Consider the following 19,249-nt stretch of genomic DNA (forward strand, 5'->3'; position numbering starts at 1 on the left):
GATGAGATCAACGGCCGCGAGCGGCGATTGCCTCGAACGTGGGGGGGAGGCCCGTCCGTCGTCGGGCGGGGGTGGCGAGTCGTGACCATGCGATCCGTGCCGATCGTCGACCGGGTGACGGACGCCTTCTTCGCGCTCGATACCGGCTTTCGGTTCACCTATCTCAACGAGCGGGCCGAAACGCTGCTCAAACGCTCCCGCGAGGACCTGATCGGACGGGTCATGTGGGACGAATTCCCCCAGACCGTCGAAACGCAGTTTCCGGACGGGTTCCACCGCGCGATGGACGAGCAGGTCCCGGTGTCGTTCGAAATCTATCACACGCATCTCGAGACCTGGTTCGAAGCGCGGGCCTACCCGTCTCAGAACGGGCTCTCGGTGTACATGCGCGATGTCACCGAGCGGCGGGCACAGGAGACAACGGTGGCCCAACACGCCGCCGTCGTCGAGGCGATCCGCGACGCCGTCATCACGCTCGATCGCAACCGCGAAATCGTCGCGATCAACGGCGCGACCGAAACCCTCCTCGGCGCGGATCGGTCGACGCTGGACGGCGAGCACGTCGAAACCCTGACCGAACTGGCGGGTATCGACGATCAGCACGCGGTCGATATCGGCCGGGCGATTACCGACGTCGACGTCGGCAACGCGGATCGCCGACAACTCGAGTTGCCCTACACCGGTCCGGACGGCGACGACCGGATGGGCGAGTTCCGGTTCGTCCCGATCGAAGACGACACCGCGACCGTCGCCGCCGTCGTCCGCGATATCACCGACCAACACGAGTACGACCGCGTCGTCACGTCGCTCCACGAGATCACCCGCTGGCTCCTCGAGTCCGACGATCCGGAAGAGATCTGTGCGATCTCGGTCCACGCCGGCAGCGACCTGCTCGACCTTCCGATCAGCGGCGTCTGGCTGCTCGAGGAGGAGCAGGGCTATCTCGAGCCCGTGGCCGGGACCGCCGGCGCACACGATGAGTTCGGCGGCCTGCCGCGGTTCAACCCCGGCGAAGGCCTCGTCTGGGACGTCTTCGAGGCCGGCGAAGTCGAACGGTTCGACGACCTCGAGACCGTCGGCGAACTCTACAATCCGGACACGCCGCTCCGATCGGAGATCATCGCCCCGATCGGGACCCACGGCGTCCTCATGACGGGCGCACTCGACCCCAACCGATTCGACGAGACCGACGTTGACCTCATCTCGACGCTCGTCGAGAACACGCGGGCCGCTCTCGACCGAGCCGATCGGGAACGGGTCCTCCGGGATCGAACCGCCGAACTCGAGCGCCAGACAGAACGGCTCGAGGCCGTCGCAGACGTGCTTTCGACCGATCTGAAAGATCAACTCACGGCCGTCGCCGACGCGCTCGAGGACGACACGGCCGACGAGTGGGAGTTCCCGCTCGCCGAGGACACCGTCGAAACGACGCTCGACCGCGCGGAGGGGCTCGTCGACGACGTGCGGGAGTTCGCCCGGAACGCCTCCGCGATCGGCCCGCGCAGCCGGCTCCGCCTCGAGTCCGCGATCACCGACGCCGTCGGCGAGTCACGTCTCGACGAGGACAGTATCATCGTCGACGGCGCGGCCGCGCTCCGGGCCGATCCGGACCGGTTCGTCCATCTCCTCGAGACGGCCTTCGACAGCGCCGTCGCGCGGGCCGACGGTGACGTGACGATTCAGATCGGCCTCGTCGGATTCGAAGACGGAGGCAGTCGCGGCTTCTTCCTCCTCGACGACGCCGCGGAAATCCCCCCGAACGCACACGAACGCGTGCTCGATCCGACCCGCGACGACGACACCGCGATCGACGGACTCGGCCTCGCACTCGTCCGGGCCATCGCCGAAGCCCACGACTGGGAGTGTACCGTCTCCAACGGCGCGAACGGCGGAACGCGGATCGAGATTCGCGACGTGACGACCCTCGAGCGCCGGCTCGAGTAGGAGGGCGACCGAGGCGGAGCGAGAACGGCGAGACGGGGGTTACCGGGGAACCGTCCCGGTCATGACGTAATACTCGTGGTGTGGCTCTCTGCCCCACAGCGCCGGGTCCGACAGCGATTCGTACTCGAGTTCCCGGAGATCGTTGCCCGCCAGGAACTCGCGGAGGTCGGCGGGCGGGCGGCCGTCGTACATCGGTAAGTCGTCGTGGATCGCCTCGTACTCGTCCCACGGCTCGTCGTGGTCCCAGTACCCCTCGATCAGGAGGATGCGACCGCCTGGTTCAACGACTCGACGCCACTCCTCGATCGCCGCGCCGGGGTTCGGGAGCGTCCAGATGAGGTGCCGGGCCGTAAGCAGGTCGAACGCGTCGTCGGGAACCGCGAGTGTCTCCGCGTCCCCGCGGTGGAACGCGACCGAGCGGTCGGTCTGGTCGGCTTTCAGCCGTGCGCGCTCAAGCATTTCCGGGGCGAAGTCGACGCCCGTAACGTCGTGTCCCAGGTCTGCCAGCAGTAGCGACACGACCCCCGTCCCACAGCCGAGATCGAGGGCTCGCAGCGGGTCGCCGCCGGTCCACTCGCGGAGCACCGACAGCCACCGCTCGCGCTGTTCGTCGGTGTGGATGCCGTGGTGGCTCGCGTCGTCGAACGTCGCGGCGCGGTCGTTCCAGTGTTGCTGGACGAGGTCTTTGACAGCGTCGTCGGTCCGATTCGGTTGCGTCATGTATGTGTGCTCTAGTTCGTCGGGACCCCACTGAACGCACGAGACGATTGGCCACCGAGGACCCAGCGCCGTCACTCCTGAACGACCGAGTTGCCAGTAATATCGCGACAGAGTTGGCGGTAGCCGTCCTGGGCCAAGAGTTCCTGCATCGTGTCGTCGACCTCGACTCGAAGGACGGCCAGCCGATCCTCGAGTTCGGCGTACTCCTGACTCGAGCGGCGTTCGGCCCTGCTCTTTTGATCGTCCAGTAACGCCTTCTTCGAGGCGAGCGCGAAGAACTCCCGCAGCTGCTCGTCGTAGGACGACCGGAGCAGCAGTTGGTCGATAACCGCGACCAGTTCGTCCTGCGAGACGGGTTTGATCAGGTAGTCGTCGAACCCCATCTCGATGATCTCGAAGTCGGGCTCGACCGCCGTCACCATCGCGACCCGGCACTCGAGGTCTCGCTCCCGGATCGTCTCGAGGACGGTCGACCCCGAGAGTCCCGGCATCCGCCGGTCGAGGAGGACGACGTCGATCGATTCGTCGATCGCCGCCAGCGCGTCGGTGCCGTCCGATGCCGTTTGGACTGCACAGACCTCCTCGAGCCACGCGGCATAGAGGTTCGCGAGGTCGGGCTCGTCTTCGACGATCAGGACGGATGGGGTGTCGGTAGTCATCGAATCCTCCGAAATTGTCGGCTCGTTGGACTACTTATGGCGGCTGTATATCAATATGTCGGACAATAGATGGCGAAACTGGCGGCGTTGACGGGTATTGCCGCATTCCCACGGCAGATTCTCGAGAAAGGAACTCGAATCCGACGCAATCGATCGCCCGGCTCGGCTCACTCGAGTTCGCGTTCGATCGTCGCGCGTCGCTCGCGGATCGCGGCTGCGTCGGTCTCGATCGTTCGATCACCGGTCTCGATCGTGAGAGTTCCGTCGTCGGTCCCAACGCCGAGTTCGACGACCGGCGCGACGCCGTCGAACGCCTCGCGGACCGCCTCGACCGATTCGGTCTGGATCAGCGCCCGTCCCGGCTGTTCGCCGAACAGCGCGCCCGCGGAATCCGCGCTCGGGATCGACACCTCGAGGCCGGCGTCCGCGGTGACCATTTCGGCGAGGGCGACGGCGAGCCCGCCGTGGCTGACGTCGTGGACCGCGAGCGTCGAGTCCGCGTCCGCGACTGCAGCGAGTGCCTCGATCAGGCTCGCGGGGTCGGCGGGCAGTTCGGGGAAGCGGTCGCTGCCGCCGAACTGCGCGAGGTACTCGGAGCCGCCGAGGCGGGCCTCGTCGGACTCGAGACCGAGGTCGCCGACGAGGACCAGATCGCCCGCCGGCTCGACCGACAGCGGCGGCGCGTCGTAGCCGTCCTTAGCTCCGACCATCGCCAGCGTCGGCGTCGGCGGGATCGGCCCCGCGACGGAGTCGTTGTACAGCGAGACGTTCCCGCCGACGACCGGCGTCGACAGCGTCTCGCACATCTCGGCGAGCCCGTCGACGATTCCTTTGAAGCCGCCGTAGACATCCGGCCTCTCCGGGTTCCCGCCATTGAGACAGTCGACAGCGGCCAGCGGCGTCGCGCCCTTGGCCGCGATGTTCGTCGCGTTCTCGAGCGCCACGGCACGAGCGCCGTCGTAGGGTGCGGCGGCGGTCCAGTTCGGCGCGGCACCCGACGAAAGCGCCAGCCCCTGCTGGGCTTCCCGGACCGCGACGATCGCTGCGTCGTCACCGGGTCCGACGCTCGTCCGGACGCCGACCTCGTGGTCGTACTGGCGGTAGACCCACCGCTTCGAGGCGGTGTTCGGGCTCGAGACGACGTCGTCGAACGCGTCCTCGAGATCGATGTCGGGCAGGTCCGTTTCCGGTTGTGCCGGTTCCTCGGACGCGAGGTCGTTCATCGGCGCGCCCTCGCCGAGGAAGTACGCATCCACATCGACGACGGTCTCACCCTCGAACGTGCAGGTGTAGTTGCCGTCGGTGACCTCACCGATGACCGAACAGCCCAGATCGAACCGCTCGGCAATCTCGCGCACGCGGTCGACGTTCTCGGGTGTGACCTCGTAACACATCCGCTCCTGGGACTCGGCCAGCAGGATCTCCAGTGCGTTCATGTTCGGCTCGCGCTGGTGGACCCGCTCGAGTTCGATGTGTGCACCGAGGCCGCCCTTGGCGACGAGTTCGCTCGAGGCACCGCCGAGCCCGGCGGCACCGAGGTCGCGAGCGGACTCGATCAGGGTCTCGTCGACGAGCGCCTCGTTGGCCTCGATGAGCAGTTTCTCCGAGTAGGGGTCGCCGACCTGGACCGCGGGTCGGTCCTCGGTCTCGGCGTCCTCCGCGAGATCCTCGCTGGCGAAGCTCGCGCCGCCGAGTCCGTCCCGGCCCGTGCCGTTGCCGACGAGCACGAGCTTGTTCCCGGGTTCTTGGGCTTCAGCAGTGACGAGTCGCTCCTCGTCGGTCAGGCCGACGCAGGCGACGTTAACCAGCGGATTGCCCTCGTAGTCGGGGTGGAAATCGACGCTGCCGGCGACCGTCGGCACGCCGATACAGTTCCCGTAGTGGCTGATCCCTTCGACGACGCCCTCGAAGAGGTACTGCGAGTGGTCGTCGTCGAACTCGCCGAAGTACAGCGAGTCCGCGAGCGCGATGGGGTAGGCACCCATCGAGAGCGTGTCCCGGACGATGCCGCCGACGCCGGTGGCCGCGCCGTCGAACGGGTCGACGTAGGAGGGGTGGTTGTGGCTCTCGATGCCAAGCGTGATGTACGTGCTGTCACCGTCTCCCGGCTCGTTTCCGGGGAGCGCGACGACCGCCGCGTCGTCGCCCGGCCCGATGACGACCTGCTCGCCCTCGCTGTCGAACGCCGACAGCAGCGGTCGCGAGGAGCGGTACGCGCAGTGCTCGCTCCAGAGGTTCTCGAACAGCGCCGCCTCCGCTCGAGTCGGTTCCCGCCCCAGCTCGGAAACGACGAGTTCGCGGTCCGAATCGGCAAGACTCATTCATCTAAGTGGTGAAAGTCGGTCGGTAAATGGGTTTCCATATGCACGTTCGTGGATATAGTAGGCGGCCGCACGACCGTCGAGTCGCGGACCGAGTCGCTTTTGATCAGGCCGCCTAAACGTGTGCTCGTGCTGTCGGTCGAACTTCACACGCACTCGTCGCTGTCCTACGACGGCCGCGACCCGGTCGAACTCATCCTGGAGCAGGCCGAAGCCGTCGGTCTCGACGCGATCGCAGTGACGGATCACGACGAGATCGACGCGAGTCTCGAGGCCGCCGAGCGCGCCGCCGACTACGGGCTGGTCGGGATTCCGGGCATGGAGATCTCGAGCAAGGCGGGCCACGTGCTCGGGTTGGGCCTCGAGGAAGCCGTTCCGCCCGGGCTCTCCTTCGAATCGACGCTCGAGGCGATCCACGAGCAGGGCGGACTGGCCGTCGTACCCCACCCGTTTCAGGAGTCGCGCCACGGCGTGATGGCCCGCATCTCCCGCGAGCAACTCGCGCTGGGCGACGCGATCGAGGTCTATAACTCCCGGCTATTCACCGGACGAGCGAACCGACAGGCCGAACGCTACGCTCGGTCGCGTGACCTGCCGATGACCGCCGGCAGCGACGCCCACATCAGCGAGATGGTCGGGCAAGCAGTCACCCGCGTCGACGCCGACGAGCGCTCCGCCGAGGCGATCCTCGCGGCCATCGCGGACGGGCGGACGACCGTCGAAGGAAAGCGAACGCCGTGGCGGATCAGCGTCCAGCAGTTCGCCGGCGGCGTCACGCGACGACTGAGCCACGTGCTGAAACTCTTCCAATGACCGACCCGACGCTCCGCGGTGCCGACCCGACGACAGTTCGTACTGCACTCGAGGACGCCGACCCGTTCCCGGGCACGGCCGGCTTCGCGGGAGCGGTCGACGGCCGCCTCGTTCGTGACGTGCTCGGTCGCGTCCCGCTGTTCGTCGACAGCGACTCCGAGCGCGGCGACAGCCCGGCGTGGGCCTTCGAGCCGACCGCACTCGAGGAGCCGACGCTCTTCCCGGCCGGTGCGGCCGTGCCCGCCGACGGCCCGCTCCCGGAACCGGAATCACACTGGCCGCTGCCCGATCCCGAGCCGCTCGAGGGCGATGCCGCGCTCAAGGCGCTCAAGGAGGCGATCCGAACGGCGACCGACGCCGTCCGCGACGACGACCGCGAGATCGCCGTCGCCTTCTCCGGCGGCGTCGACTCGGCGCTGGTCGCCGAACTGCTCGACGCGCCGCTGTACGTCGTCGGCTTCTCGGACAGCCACGACATCGAGGCCGCGCGCACGGCCGCCGACGCGATGGGCCGCGACCTGACCGTCGTCGACCTCGAGCCGGCCGATCTCGAGCGCGCCGTCCCCGAGGTGGCGCGGGCGACCGGGCGCACGAACGCGATGGATATCCAGATCGCGCTCCCGCTGTATCTGGTCGGCGAACGCGTCGCCGCGGACGGCTTCGACGCGCTCGCCGTCGGGCAGGGAGCCGACGAACTGTTCGGCGGCTACGAGAAGGTTGTCAGGCTCGACCATCGGGTCGACGCCGAGACGGTCCGCGGAGCCGTCCGCGAACAGATCCGGAGCCTCCCCGATCAGCTTCCGCGGGACGTGCTGACGATCGACGCGGCAGGGTTGGAGCCGGTCGCGCCGTTCCTCCACGATGATGTCGTCGAGGCCGCGCTCCGACTGCCCGACGACCTGCTGGCCGACGCGGACGAACGGAAGCGCGGCTTCCGACGAGTCGCGTCGGAGTACCTGCCGGCCGAAGTCGCCGGCCGGGACAAGAAGGCGGTCCAGTACGGCAGCCTCGTCGCCCGCGAACTCGACCGGCTCGCTCGGCAGGCCGGCTACAAGCGCCGGATGGACGACCACGTCACGAAGTACGTCGCGTCGCTGCTCGAGGACGGCAATAGCGACCCGTCCGAGTGATATCCCACTCCCTTCTCACGACGGCAACGGACAGAGACTCGCGGTGAAGACCACCGTCTCGTCGGTCTCGTTTTTCGCACCGTGGCCGACGCCGCGCTCGTGGTGGACCACACCGGGCGCGTCGATCCGTTCGCTCTCCTCGCCTTGTATCACGGTCACCGTCCCCTCGAGAACGTGAAAGACGTTCGTGCTCTCGGCGTGGTCGTGTGCCTCGAGTTCCGCGCCCGGGCCGAGGGCGAAGGCCTTCACGAGGACGTCGTCGGTGACGACCAGTTCCCCGGTCGCGACCTCGCCGTCTCCCGGCTCGAGGTCGGCGATCGAATCGGCGTATTCGTCGAGCATATCGTTCGATTCGACGGGGACCACTAAAACGGCGGCGGAGAGGCTTGCGAGAGCGATCGAACGGCGCGGCTCGCCTCGCGATACCAGAGATCGCAGTAGAAGAGAGATCGGCGTCGCTGCGCCGCAACCTCGCGCCGCGTCGACTCAGTCCTCGGTCTCGGTCGGCAGCTTGTTTTGCGGTTCGTAGGTGACGTTCTCCGAGACCTTGCGGCGGTTCTGCTCGCCGATCCGGTCGGCGACTTCGCCGACGACGTCCTCGAGGTGACCTTGGACCTCGCTGTCGTCGTCCTTGACGAGCGCCCCTTCGCTGCCGTCGGCACCGAAGTCGGGGTGGATCGGGATGCGGCCCAGCAGCGGGACGTCGTACTTGTCGACGATAGTGTCTGCACCGCCGGTTCCGAACAGGCCGTGCTGGTCGCCACAGGACGGGCAGATGAAGGAACTCATGTTCTCGACAACGCCGAGCACCGGCGTGTCGTGTTTGTTGAACATCTGGATCCCCTTTCGGGTGTCGTCGAGTGCCATCTCCTGTGGCGTCGTGACGACGACTGATCCGGTCACCGGCATCGACTGGAGCAGGTTCAGCGTCGCGTCGCCGGTCCCCGGCGGCAGGTCGACGATGAGGTAGTCCAGTCGGCCCCACTCGACGCCCTCGAGGAACTTGACCATGAACTTGTTGACCATCGGACCGCGGAGGATGGCGGGATCGTCGTCGTCTTCCATCATCATCCCCATGCTGATGAGGCGAACCCCGTTCGAGCGGGGCGGGACGATCTCCTCGTTCGGCGTCACGCCCGGATCGCTCTCGGGCGGCAGGATCTGGGGCACGTTCGGCCCGTGAATGTCGGCGTCGAGCAGGCCGACCATCGCGCCGCGTTTCTCGAGCCCGGCCGCGAGGTTGGCCGCGACCGTCGTCTTGCCGACGCCACCCTTCCCGGAGGATACGGCGATGACGTTGCGAACCTGCGGGAGTACCTCCTCGTCGAAGCCGTGGTCCTCACCGACGTGCGCTCGCAGGTCGGCCTCGAGCCCGGCTTCTTCGACGACGTCGCGGATCCGGTTGCCCAGCTCCAGTTCGGAGGGTGCATACGGCGCGTTAAACGCGAGCGAGATCCGAGCCGTCTCGTCGTCGATCGTGAGGTCGTTGACCAGTCCCAGCGAGATGATATCCTCGCCGAGGTCCGGATCTTCGACCGCCTCGAGTTTGATTTCGAGTTCGTGTTCTGTGATACTCATAGTGACTCTGTGCTAGCCGAATGGAGGGGGTCGAACGGGATACGTGTGATGGTTCGGGACTCGAGCGACGGCGCTATCGGGCCTGCTCTGTCCGCTGTAAAAAATGAAACCGGCGGTCAGTTCGGCTGCGATTCGACGACGGTTACGGCGGGCCGACGCTGCTGAACGGCTCCGGTGGGCCGCCGTAGAACACGATACCGATCAGGACGGTCAGAACGAACATGCCGACCCACATCGATGTCGTGAGACCGACGAGGTAGCTCACGCCAGTCAGTCCGGTCTTCGTGTCGCGGGGTTCACCGAGGAACCACGCCGCGAGCATGATGTAGACCGGGACCAGGATGACGGCGAAGATGATCCACGTCCCTTCGTTGGCGAAGCCGGTGAAGCCGGCCGTCCCGTCGTAGCCGTGGTACAGGAGTTCGAACGGAATCGTTGTCAGTGCTGAGCTCATGCTTCCACCTCCGGTTCGGTCGCTTCCTCACCGTGCTCGTGATCGCCGCGCAGGTGTTCGATTGCGTGGAGTTCGACCACTGGGACGAGCTTCGAGAGGTTGAGGAATAAAAGTGCAACCAGCCCAGTCGTGCCGACGAGCGAGAGCCACTCGATCGCGCTCGGGAAGTAGGTCCCGGGCGTGTTGGCGTAGATGTCGAACGTCGGGTGCAGGAACCCTTCAACGACGAACAGGATCTTCTCGGTGAGGGTCCCGGTGAGGACGATCACGCTGGCGATCAGTGCTCGCCGCTTACTGAACAGGGCCGGACGGATCCCCTGCAGGAAGATGTAGACGAGCGTGCCGAAGATCATCGTCATCGCGACTTGGTAGATGGGGTGGGCGATCTTGGCCTCGATCGCGACCGCCTTGTTGGTCGGGCCGAGGAAGACGCCGTTGATGATCGTTTGGAGCTGGAACCACAGGAACAACAGGGTAAAGAACCCGAGCCACAGGAGCAGCCCGCGGAAAATGTCGTCAGTGATGATGTGATCCCAGTCGTAGGCGCGACGGAACGCATAGGAGATGATCATGATGCCGCTGATCGCCGACATCAGCGCGATACTGAGGAACATCGGCCCCTGAATCGCACCGGTCCAGCCGGGCATTGCCGGCAGGAGCGCGAACAGCCACGGGATGACGCCACCGTGGAGCAAGAGCGGGGCCATGATGATGACCGCCGCCGCGAGCCACCAGACCATCCGGTCGATGACTTTGTCCTCGGCTTCAGTGTAGCCGAGCGTCAGGATCTTGTAGACCGGCTCGAACATGTCGGGAAGATCGTCACGCAGGCGGCTGATGTCGTACCGGAGCGTCAGGCCGAGGTAGGTGGCCGACAGCACGAAGTACGCCGTAATGACGGTCACGTCCCACACCAGCGGCGAGTTGTTGACCGTGATGTGGTAGTGGCCGATGACGCTCGTGACCATTCGGTCCGGCCGGCCCATGTGGACCAGAATGTAGAAGCCGGCGGCCGAGAGGCCACCGATCGTCGTCATCTCTGCGAGTCGGGCAACCGGCATGTACCGGTCCATATTGAGCAGTCGGACGGCGGCCGAGAGGATGATACCGCCGTGTGCCACACCGACCCACCAAATGAACGCGCCGATGTACAGCCCCCACGTCGAACCGCCGCCGGAGCCCCAGTCGCCGAGGCCGGTGACGATCAGCCCTTGCTGAAGCTGGTAGGCCCACGCCACGAGGAAGGCCACGAGGCCGAGGGCCGCAACGCCGTACAGGATGAAGTACTTCTTCGTGAGCGTGTTGATGGGGCGGAGGATGTCCTCCTCAGAGGGAGTCTTCGTGCTCATAACGACACCCCATCAATGCGCCCGACGGTGCCCTCGTCGAGGTACTCCTGTCGCTCGTCGAGCAGCCCGACGTCCTCGTACTTGGTCGGTCCTTCGACCTGCTGCGCTTCCGGACCGGGTTCCTGACCGAGGTAGGTGACGTTCGGGTTGGTACCGACATCCTCGAGCAGTTGGAACGAACTCGGGTCGCCCGTGTACTGCTCGAGTCGGAAGTGGGCCTGCTGTTCGCTGCCATCCCCGAGTCCCAGTTCGCTGTACGCCTCCTCGGTCTCGAGGTCGACGTACTGCTGGAAGGCCTCGACTGCAGAAAGGATATCCTGTTCGGCCGAGAGGATGGAGTTGTTCTCCTCGTCGCCGGGCTCGGTGCCCTCGCTGACCATCTCAATCGACTTCATGATCGCGAGGATATCCACGGTGAGACCCTCGATCTGATCGATCGCGGTCTGGAGATCGTCGCCCTCGCTGAGGGCGCTGTTGATCTGGTCAGCCGATGGAGCCGTTTTGGTGCTGTCAGTGCTGTTCGTCAGGTGAACGATCGCGCGACTCTTGACCGGGTGCTCGCGGTGCTGGGACGGATCGCTCCTCTCGTCTTTGACGTTCCCGAACTGGATCGCGCCCGGCGGACAGGCCGACTCGCATGCGCTCGTTCCGACCTTGTCTTCGCCCTGCTTGCCGTCCTGCATGGACGGACACATCGTACACTTACTCATCGTACCCCGGGGTGCGCGACTGTCAACCCAGCGCTCGCCGTGTTCGTACTCGGCGTGCGTGATCTGGTCGGGATTGTCGGGATCCTCGAGGCCGTCGATATCCTCGTAGGCCACGTCGGGTTCGTCCCACTGGAAGTAGTTGACGCCGTAGGGACAGGCGACCTGACAGTATCGGCAGCCGATACAGACGTCGTAGTCGGTCAGGACGAGTCCGTCCTTGTCGCGGGTGTGACGGGCCGTCGTCGGACAGACCTTCTCACAGGGAGCGTCCGTGCAGTGCTGGCACGGCCGCACGAGCATGTTGAAGTCGCTCCCCATATTGAAGTCGGTGTAGACGTCGTATTCGGAGCCCTCTTGGCCGTGGTGGTTCTCGTCTTCCCAGGCCATAACGTACATCCAGTTGACGCCCTGGTCGAGATCGTTCTCCTCGGAACAGGCCGTCATGCAGCTCAGACAGCCGTCACAGCGCTCGAGGTCGATCGTCATCCCCCACTGGGTGTCGGACTCCTCGGTGGTCTCCTGTCGGGGGCCGTGTCCTTCCTCGGCCGCGGTGACGCTCTGCTCGGGACCGTTGGAAGCAGCACCGAACGCGCCCACACCGACGGCCGCTGCGCCGACCCCCATCTTCTTCATCGTCTCGCGGCGGGTCTCTCCGTCGTCGCCGTCGAAGGCGTTGAGCATGTTGGAGACGGTTCCTTTCGCCTCCTCCTGGGCAGCCTCGTAGGCTTCCTTGGTCGGGCGTTCGTCCTCGCCGAACTCCTCCATCACGTCCTCGTGATAGCGTTCGTGGAATTCGGCCTCGGAGAGTTCGCCCTTCGTGACCCGCATCGCATCCTGGGCCATTTCCATACCGAGGTCGCTGTCGTACTCGGTATCGTCGAGCATCGTCTCGAGTTCGTCCTCCCACTCTTCGCCGAGCGGGTGGAATGATTCATCGTCCGTACTCATTAGATCAGAACACCTCTGAATATGACGCTGGTGTCATGCTGGTTGTACTCGAAAGCATGCACTTCAAATCGTTCATTTGTTGCTCCTCGTTCCCCGTCTCACAACCGTACTCGGATGAAGTATCGAGTCGATTTCCATCGCGTGAGAATGACTGCGAACATATTCGTGCATTTAAGTAAGCGCCGACGACACGGCCGGCGAAGAACCGGGCTCGAGCGAGCAGTGGAGCGGCTGAGCCCTCGATTCGATCTATGATCGAAGAAGAAAGATGCCCGGACAAAAATTGAGGTCTCGCCGCCACGAGACGGACAACCGACGAGAGAGTGACAGCGGCCGCGCCTCGAATTCCATCGCAGCGAGTCCTGATTACGTGCTCGCGAGTTCCTCCTCGAGCGAGTCCTCGCTGTCGACGCTCGGCAGATCCTCGACGAACCGCTTGATGACCGCCTCCTCGGCACGGTGGAGCGTCTCGCTGCAGGTCGACTTGGCGATGTCGAGGTGGTCGGCCAGTTCGGTCAGCGACGACCCTCGCGGGGTGTCGTAGTAGCCCTCGTCGACGGCCGCGACGATCACCTCGAGTTGGCGTTCGGAAAGCAGTTGGCTCTCGTGGAGTCGCTCGCGGACGTGCTCGATCCGATACTGCAGGCCGAAGTGCTCGAGCTGTTCGGCGAGTTCGGCCAACCGTTCCCGGGAGCCGGTGACGTCGATCGTCGCCTCGCCGTCTTGAATCTCGACCGGGAGTTCGATCGGCATCCCCGACTCTCGAGAGGAGAACAACAGGAGCGGCGCTGTCGTCTCGAAGTGGATCGTTGCCTCGTTGTCGCTCCACTGGGCGAGCGTGAGTTCGGTAAGCTGCGGGTGATCGTCCATGTCATCGATTACCTCGGGGACGGCGGGGCCGGTGATCCGGACGAGCGCAAAGCCGGACTCTGCGCCGGGGACGGCGGCGAGGACCCGGAAGGTCGACTCGGGGTGATCAGTCGATATCTGCTGTATCCAGACCTCCTCGGGCATCGTGAGAGTGAGCGTGGCTTGAGCCATACGAACGTGTTCCGTTCGCATCTATATGCCGGTAGCTACGAATATGTTCGTCGAATTCCCGCCGGGCGGGAAGATCACGGGTAGCGAACACGTTCGGACGAACGCCCAACGGGTCGCGAGCCGAACGCAAAACCGATGGCAACCGAATCCACCGAACGAACGCTGGACGTCAGAGAGATCGACGGACCGCCGTTCGACGACATCATGACCGCACTCGAGCGCCTCGAGTCGCAGCAACGACTGCGGCTGATCGCCCCCTTCGAGCCGGAACCGCTCTACGAGGTCCTCGACGACCGCGGGTTCGACCATCAGAGCGAGGAACGCGACGGCGGTATCTGGCACGTAGTCATCGAGCACACGTAGCCGGCCGAACCGAGACCGAACATATTCGCCCAAACGTCGATGGATCGTTCGTTCCGAGTACGAACCGCATGACGGAACTCGATGTCAGGGACGTTCCGCCGGTGAACCGCCATCCGAAAATCCACGACGCGTTCGAGGCCCTCGAGCCGGGCGAGTCGCTGCAGATCATCAACGACCACGAACCCAAACCGCTGTTCTACGAGTTCGAGGCCGAGGTCGACAGCTTCGACGCGGACGGCTACGAGGTCGAACAGGTCGCTCCCGACGAGTTCGTCGCCACGTTCCCGAAGGGAGAGGCGTAACGGCGCTCCATGACCGACGGTATCGCTCTCGTCGGTTCCCACCGGACTGCACTGCCGCCGAACACGTACGGGACGAAAGATAGCTAGCGGGCGACCCAATCGGCACGTATGGCCTCACCCACCACCGTCGTCGACCGGACCGACGCGCCGGGCGACCGACCGCAGGAGACCCTCGACGTGCGGTCGCTCGGCCCGCCGAACCCGCTCCAGCAGACCCTCGAGTTGCTCGTCGAACTACCCGACGAGACGGTGTTGATCCAGCGCAACGACCGCGCCCCGCAGTTCCTCTACCCGAAACTCGAGGACCGGGGCTACGAGTACGAGACCACTGAACTCGAGGACGAAGTCGTCACTGTCATCTGGCGGACCTGACTCCCGCGTTGGCCCCAAAGTGCTCGCACAGCAGCGCCGTTACGGCCTCGGCTGCTTCGTGGGGGGCCCAATGGCTCGTCTCCGGGAGTAACTCGAGGCGGCGTTCCCGACAGAACCCCGCGCTGTCGATCGCCAGTGCGGAGACGAGCGCCGCGTCGTCCTCGCCCCAAATGACGAGCGTCGGCGCGTCGACCCGCTCCGTCGGCGGGCGCGGCGGATACCGCGCGGCCGCCCGATACCAGTTGAGCATTCCCGTGAGCGCCCCGTCTCGCCCCCACGCGCGGCGGTAGCGGTCCAGATCGGCGTTGCTGAACGTCCCCGGTGCGGCCGTGTCTCGAAGCGCTCGCTCGAGCAGGCGGTGGTCGTCGTATCGACAGGCGATTTCGGGCAGCCACGGGAGCTGAAACCCCATCGCGTACCAGCTCCGACGGAGCTGTTCGGGGTTCGAGCGGAGCTGACGGCGATAGGCGACCGGATGCGGCGCGTTGATGATGGCGAGCCGATCGACAGTTTCGGGATACCGAAGCGCGAGGTCCCACGCGACCATCCCGCCCCAGTCGTGGCCGACGACGTGTGCGGTCTCGCGCCCCTCGGTCGCGATCAGGGCGGCGATGTCCGCCGACAGTTCGGGGGTTTGGTACGCCCGGACGCCGGTCGGCTTCTCGCTTCGATTGTACCCGCGCTGATCGGGCACAAGCACGCGGTAGCCGGCCTCAACGAGCGGTGTGATCTGGGCTCGCCAGCCGTACCAGAACTCGGGGAAGCCGTGGAGCAGGACGACCGCCGGATCGGCTGTATCGCCGGCGGCCACGACGTGTAACTCGACCCCGTTGACGGTCCGTACCGTCGACTCCGCCGTGACCGTTGGTGGGACGACAGACTCGAGGTCCGTTTCCGCCACCGGTGGTTCGGTCGATCGCATCGTCGCAGTCTGCATCGCGGATCGGCATATCGGTTGGGTCGCGATCGTGTGTGCTCCGGCCTCAAGCGATCGACAGCCGATTCGAAAGCCGCCGATGCCCAGTCGAATCCGATTCGGACGGGAGTCGACTCGAGGGGGTATTTAATTGACCCTGATATAGTGGGATCGATCGATTGGATTACTAATCGATGAGAACCGTCGCCGCGGTTGATCATATGTCCACCCGAATTACCAAGTGAGGAGGAAGACCGATGACCAATACTCGACTCAACCGACGGCAGATGGTGCAAGCGCTCGGGGCGACCGGCGTCGCTGCGGTGGCCGGTTGTCTCGGCGGCGAGACCGAGGGGAACGGTGCGGAAGGCGATCAGTCAGCGAGCGAGGAGGGGCTGCCGGCGGCGAAAGACGTCGATGTCGACCGGATCGCGCGGGATCCGACGGACATTCCGGACCCGGTCGATTGGAACGAGCCCCGGGAACACGACATCACGATTCAGACGGAACGAGTCACGGCGGAGATCGAGCCGGGGGTCACGTTCGAGTACATGACCTTCGAGGGGCAGGTGCCGGGGCCGATGGTCCGGGTCCGCCGGGGCGACCGGGTGAACCTGACCTTCGACGTGCCGGAGGACCTGAACACGGCCGCCCATAACATGGACTTCCACGCGGTCTACGGCCCCGGTGGCGGGGCCGACGCGACGACGATCACGCCCGGCGACGACCCGACCCAGATCAGCTTNCGATCCCGAACATGGATCAGCACATCAGCAGCGGGATGTTCGGCTCGATCCTCGTCGAACCCGAGGACGGCCTCCCCGAGGTCGACACCGAGTACTACCTCGGCCAGCACGAGATCTACACGGACGGCGACCTCGGCGAGGAGGGCCACCACAAGTTCGACTTCGACGCCATGCTCAAGGAAGAGCCCACCTACGTCGTCTTCAACGGCCAGGCCTACGGTTTCGCCCCCGATGGCGGCCAGCCTATGCAGGCTAACACGGGCGAAACCGCCCGGGTGTACTTCGCCAACGGCGGCCCGAACCTCCTGAGTTCGTGGCACCCCATCGGGAACGTCTGGAGTCGCTTCTACCGCGACGGCGACCTCCTGACCGACCCCGATCTGAACATCGAAACCGCGCCCGTCGCTCCCGGCACCACCGCCGCGGCCGAGATGGAGTTCCCCGTCCCCGGCCCGGTCAAAATCGTCGACCACGCCCTGACCCGCGCCGCCCGCCGCGGCGCACTCGGCGTCGTCAGCGTCGACGGCGAACCCACTCGAGACGTCTACGACGAAGATCCGTGAGCNCGGCGCACTCGGCGTCGTCAGCGTCGACGGCGAACCCACTCGAGACGTCTACGACGAAGATCCGTGAGCGGGCACCGCCCGCACACAGCGGCTCCTTTTCTCGAGCGACTGTCCGAGATCCGTTCGTTTGAAGTTCGGGGCGGATCGGCTCGTCTCCCGATAGTATCCGATCCGTACCCGTGTGCCGTCAGGTCCAGACGTCGAGACAGTCGGTCGAACAGAAGTGCAGTTCGACATCGTCCTGCCCATCTGGCTCGACGTAGGTCGTTAAGGTGTACGCGACCTCGTCGGCGTCGCAGTTATCGCAGTGCATACTGGTTCGATCGCCACTATCGGTCTTGAGTATACAGTTATTATACTGGTTGTACTCGAGCGCTCGTCCCGGTAATACCGAATTAGGAAGCGGTAATTCGCGATTGACCCGACAGCCTGGCGTATGGTTCGACCGGGAAGTCGCTCCGACGTTTTAGCTTCGCCCTCGAGCGGTTCCCGCGGGGATTCAGATTATTCCACGAGTCGCCTCGAGCGGCCGTCGACCGCGCTGGGCAGCCGCGTCACGGACCCGCACCTCGGGAGGAGCGGAGCGAGAGCCGGTAGCTGAGAGCACGGCCGAAGCGACTGCGATCGCGCCGGCGGTATCGAAACCCTTACTCTCCGGAGGCCGGTGCGAACACGTATGAGCGACGACGCCGTCAGTCCCGAGGAGGTCCGCCACGTCGCGGAGCTGGCTCGCGTCGACCTCGCAGACGACGAGGTCGACCGGTTCACCGGGCAGTTCGCGGACATCCTCGAGTACTTTGAGACCCTAGACGAGGTGCCGGAAGTCGATCGCGACGCCGACCTCGCGAACGTGATGCGACCGGACGAGGAACGGGCCTCGCTCGACAGCGAGGAGGCGCTCCGGAACGCGCCGGAAACCGAGGACGGCTACTTCAAGGGGCCGAACGTCTCGTAACCATGTCGGAAAACATTTTCATCACCGAAGAGCGGATCGACGGCAGCGACGACGGGCCGCTCGCCGGCAAAACAGTCGCGGTCAAGGACAACATCTCGACCGAAGGCGTCCGGACGACCTGCGGCTCACGGATGCTCGAGGACTACGTCCCGCCCTACGACGCGACGGTCGTTTCCCGCCTGAAAGACGCCGGTGCGACCATCGTCGGCAAAGCAAATATGGACGAGTTCGGGATGGGGACGACCACCGAAACGTCGTACTTCGGCGAGACGGACAACCCCGCCGCACCGGGGCACGTCCCCGGCGGCTCCTCGGGCGGCTCCGCGGCCGCGGTCGCCGCCGGCGAGGCCGACCTCGCGCTCGGCTCCGACACCGGCGGCTCGGTCCGCTGTCCCGCCGCCTTCTGCGGCGTCGTCGGTATCAAGCCCACGTACGGGCTGGTCTCGCGGTACGGCCTCGTCGCCTACGGCAACAGCTTAGAGCAGATCGGCCCCTTCGGCGAGACCGTCGAAGAGGCCGCCTCGCTGCTCGACGTGATCGCCGGCAGCGACGACCGGGACGCGACCACCCGCGAGACGCCCCTCGAGGCCGACGAGAGCTACGCCGACGCCGCCACCGGCGACGTCGACGGGCTCAGTATCGGCGTTCCGACGGAGCTACTCGAGGGGGCCGACGAGGGCGTCGTCGAGACGTTCTGGGATGCCCTCGCCGAGTTGGAGGACCGCGGCGCGGAGTACCACGAAGTCAGTCTGCCGTCGGTCGAACACGCCGTGGAGGCCTACTACGTGATCGCGATGTCGGAGGCCTCCTCGAACCTCGCGCGGTTCGACGGGGTTCGCTACGGCCGTTCGGGCGGCTACGACGGCAACTGGAACGAAGCCTTCGCGACGGCTCGCGAGGAAGGCTTCGGCGACGAGGTCAAGCGCCGGATCCTGCTGGGCACGTACGCGCTCTCGGCGGGCTATCACGACAAGTACTACAAGAAGGCACAGGACGCTCGTGCGTGGGTCAAACAGGACTTCGACGAGGCGCTTTCGGAGGCCGACGTGCTCGCGTCGCCGACGATGCCGGTGCCGCCGTTCGAACTCGGCGAGAGCCTGGACGACCCGCTCCAGTTGTACCTCGCCGACGCGAACACCGTCCCCGTGAACCTCGCGGATCTGCCGGCCATCTCGGTTCCGGCGGGCGAGACCGACGGCCTTCCCGTCGGTCTCCAGCTCGTCGGTCCCGCCTTCGGCGAAGAGCGGCTGATCCGGGCTGCGAGCGCGCTCGCCTAACCGCCGGCGACTCAGGGGGCCGGGTGCGGTCGACGGTGTCGCCGCACTCACATAACGGATAAACTTTTATACTATTTCGTGATAG

At 65.6% G+C, this 19,249-nt stretch carries 19 protein-coding genes and 1 pseudogene; 9 read left to right on the forward strand and 11 right to left on the reverse strand.

Going from position 1 to position 19,249, the window contains the following annotated elements; translation table 11 throughout:
- Positions 1–87: 87 nt before the first annotated feature.
- Positions 88–1,944 carry a sensor histidine kinase gene (locus C489_RS04810; protein ID WP_006430036.1) on the forward strand — a complete coding sequence of 619 codons (1,857 nt, stop codon included), beginning with the start codon at positions 88–90 and terminating at the stop codon, positions 1,942–1,944.
- A 39-nt stretch (positions 1,945–1,983) separates the two neighbouring features.
- Here the strand turns inward: C489_RS04810 and C489_RS04815 are convergent, their stop codons facing one another.
- From C489_RS04815 to purL, 3 genes are all read right to left on the reverse strand, one after another.
- Positions 1,984–2,664 carry a class I SAM-dependent methyltransferase gene (locus C489_RS04815; RefSeq protein ID WP_006430037.1) on the reverse strand — a complete coding sequence of 227 codons (681 nt, stop codon included), beginning with the start codon at positions 2,662–2,664 and terminating at the stop codon, positions 1,984–1,986.
- 71 nt (positions 2,665–2,735) lie between these two features.
- On the reverse strand, positions 2,736–3,323 hold the full coding sequence (locus C489_RS04820; protein WP_006430038.1) for a response regulator transcription factor: 588 nt from the start codon (positions 3,321–3,323) through the stop codon (positions 2,736–2,738).
- Positions 3,324–3,490: 167 nt separating this feature from the next.
- The gene (gene purL / locus C489_RS04825; protein WP_006430039.1) at positions 3,491–5,644 is read right to left on the reverse strand and encodes a phosphoribosylformylglycinamidine synthase subunit PurL; all 2,154 of its coding nucleotides are present in this window, start codon (positions 5,642–5,644) and stop codon (positions 3,491–3,493) included.
- A 129-nt stretch (positions 5,645–5,773) separates the two neighbouring features.
- On the opposite strand from purL, the gene C489_RS04830 reads away from it, so the two are divergent.
- Both C489_RS04830 and C489_RS04835 read left to right on the forward strand, forming a co-directional pair.
- The gene (locus C489_RS04830) at positions 5,774–6,457 is read left to right on the forward strand and encodes a PHP domain-containing protein (protein ID WP_006430040.1); all 684 of its coding nucleotides are present in this window, start codon (positions 5,774–5,776) and stop codon (positions 6,455–6,457) included.
- Positions 6,454–7,587: an asparagine synthetase B family protein gene (locus C489_RS04835; protein WP_006430041.1), complete on the forward strand. Its 1,134-nt coding sequence runs from the start codon at positions 6,454–6,456 to the stop codon at positions 7,585–7,587. The genes C489_RS04830 and C489_RS04835 overlap by 4 nt, the downstream gene beginning before the upstream one ends.
- A gap of 15 nt (positions 7,588–7,602) precedes the next feature.
- On the opposite strand, the gene C489_RS04840 is transcribed toward C489_RS04835, so the two are convergent.
- From C489_RS04840 to C489_RS04865, 6 genes are all read right to left on the reverse strand, one after another.
- Positions 7,603–7,929, reverse strand: a complete 327-nt coding sequence (locus tag C489_RS04840; RefSeq protein ID WP_049890627.1) for a cupin domain-containing protein — start codon at positions 7,927–7,929, stop codon at positions 7,603–7,605.
- Between the two features lie 144 nt (positions 7,930–8,073).
- Positions 8,074–9,165 (reverse strand): Mrp/NBP35 family ATP-binding protein, encoded by a 1,092-nt coding sequence (locus C489_RS04845; protein WP_006430043.1) that lies wholly within the window; start codon positions 9,163–9,165, stop codon positions 8,074–8,076.
- A gap of 142 nt (positions 9,166–9,307) precedes the next feature.
- A complete protein-coding gene (locus C489_RS04850) occupies positions 9,308–9,619 on the reverse strand; it encodes a hypothetical protein (RefSeq protein WP_006430044.1) in 312 nt (103 codons plus the stop codon).
- The gene (gene nrfD, locus C489_RS04855; protein WP_006430045.1) at positions 9,616–10,968 is read right to left on the reverse strand and encodes an NrfD/PsrC family molybdoenzyme membrane anchor subunit; all 1,353 of its coding nucleotides are present in this window, start codon (positions 10,966–10,968) and stop codon (positions 9,616–9,618) included. The genes C489_RS04850 and nrfD overlap by 4 nt, the downstream gene beginning before the upstream one ends.
- Positions 10,965–12,626: a 4Fe-4S ferredoxin N-terminal domain-containing protein gene (locus C489_RS04860; protein ID WP_006430046.1), complete on the reverse strand. Its 1,662-nt coding sequence runs from the start codon at positions 12,624–12,626 to the stop codon at positions 10,965–10,967. Before C489_RS04860 ends, nrfD begins: the two co-directional genes overlap by 4 nt.
- Positions 12,627–12,992: 366 nt before the next feature.
- Positions 12,993–13,667 carry a helix-turn-helix domain-containing protein gene (locus tag C489_RS04865; protein WP_049890628.1) on the reverse strand — a complete coding sequence of 225 codons (675 nt, stop codon included), beginning with the start codon at positions 13,665–13,667 and terminating at the stop codon, positions 12,993–12,995.
- Positions 13,668–13,802: 135 nt separating this feature from the next.
- Here C489_RS04865 and C489_RS04870 point away from each other — a divergent pair, with 135 nt between their 5' ends.
- The 3 genes from C489_RS04870 to C489_RS04880 all read left to right on the forward strand — a co-directional run bounded on the left by C489_RS04870 (position 13,803) and on the right by C489_RS04880 (position 14,704).
- Positions 13,803–14,030, forward strand: coding sequence for a DUF2249 domain-containing protein (locus C489_RS04870; RefSeq protein ID WP_006430048.1), 228 nt, complete (start codon positions 13,803–13,805; stop codon positions 14,028–14,030).
- Positions 14,031–14,098: 68 nt separating this feature from the next.
- Positions 14,099–14,332: a DUF2249 domain-containing protein gene (locus C489_RS04875; protein WP_006430049.1), complete on the forward strand. Its 234-nt coding sequence runs from the start codon at positions 14,099–14,101 to the stop codon at positions 14,330–14,332.
- A 108-nt stretch (positions 14,333–14,440) separates the two neighbouring features.
- Positions 14,441–14,704 carry a DUF2249 domain-containing protein gene (locus C489_RS04880; RefSeq protein WP_006430050.1) on the forward strand — a complete coding sequence of 88 codons (264 nt, stop codon included), beginning with the start codon at positions 14,441–14,443 and terminating at the stop codon, positions 14,702–14,704.
- On the opposite strand, the gene C489_RS04885 is transcribed toward C489_RS04880, so the two are convergent.
- Positions 14,688–15,626: an alpha/beta fold hydrolase gene (locus C489_RS04885; protein ID WP_049890629.1), complete on the reverse strand. Its 939-nt coding sequence runs from the start codon at positions 15,624–15,626 to the stop codon at positions 14,688–14,690. The two genes, C489_RS04880 and C489_RS04885, sit on opposite strands and share 17 nt — an antisense overlap.
- A gap of 251 nt (positions 15,627–15,877) precedes the next feature.
- Here C489_RS04885 and nirK point away from each other — a divergent pair.
- Positions 15,878–16,929, forward strand: a pseudogene (gene nirK, locus C489_RS04890) (copper-containing nitrite reductase).
- Positions 16,930–17,119: 190 nt separating this feature from the next.
- Here nirK and C489_RS22850 read toward each other — a convergent pair.
- A complete protein-coding gene (locus tag C489_RS22850; RefSeq protein ID WP_006430052.1) occupies positions 17,120–17,245 on the reverse strand; it encodes a hypothetical protein in 126 nt (41 codons plus the stop codon).
- Positions 17,246–17,608: 363 nt separating this feature from the next.
- Between C489_RS22850 and gatC the strand changes: the two genes are divergently transcribed.
- The gene (gatC, locus tag C489_RS04895; RefSeq protein WP_006430053.1) at positions 17,609–17,887 is read left to right on the forward strand and encodes an Asp-tRNA(Asn)/Glu-tRNA(Gln) amidotransferase subunit GatC; all 279 of its coding nucleotides are present in this window, start codon (positions 17,609–17,611) and stop codon (positions 17,885–17,887) included.
- A gap of 2 nt (positions 17,888–17,889) precedes the next feature.
- The gene (gene gatA, locus C489_RS04900; protein WP_006430054.1) at positions 17,890–19,164 is read left to right on the forward strand and encodes an Asp-tRNA(Asn)/Glu-tRNA(Gln) amidotransferase subunit GatA; all 1,275 of its coding nucleotides are present in this window, start codon (positions 17,890–17,892) and stop codon (positions 19,162–19,164) included.
- Positions 19,165–19,249: the final 85 nt, after the last annotated feature.

Origin of the sequence: Natrinema versiforme JCM 10478 (assembly GCF_000337195.1) — an archaeon.
GTDB classification, from domain to species: domain Archaea; phylum Halobacteriota; class Halobacteria; order Halobacteriales; family Natrialbaceae; genus Natrinema; species Natrinema versiforme.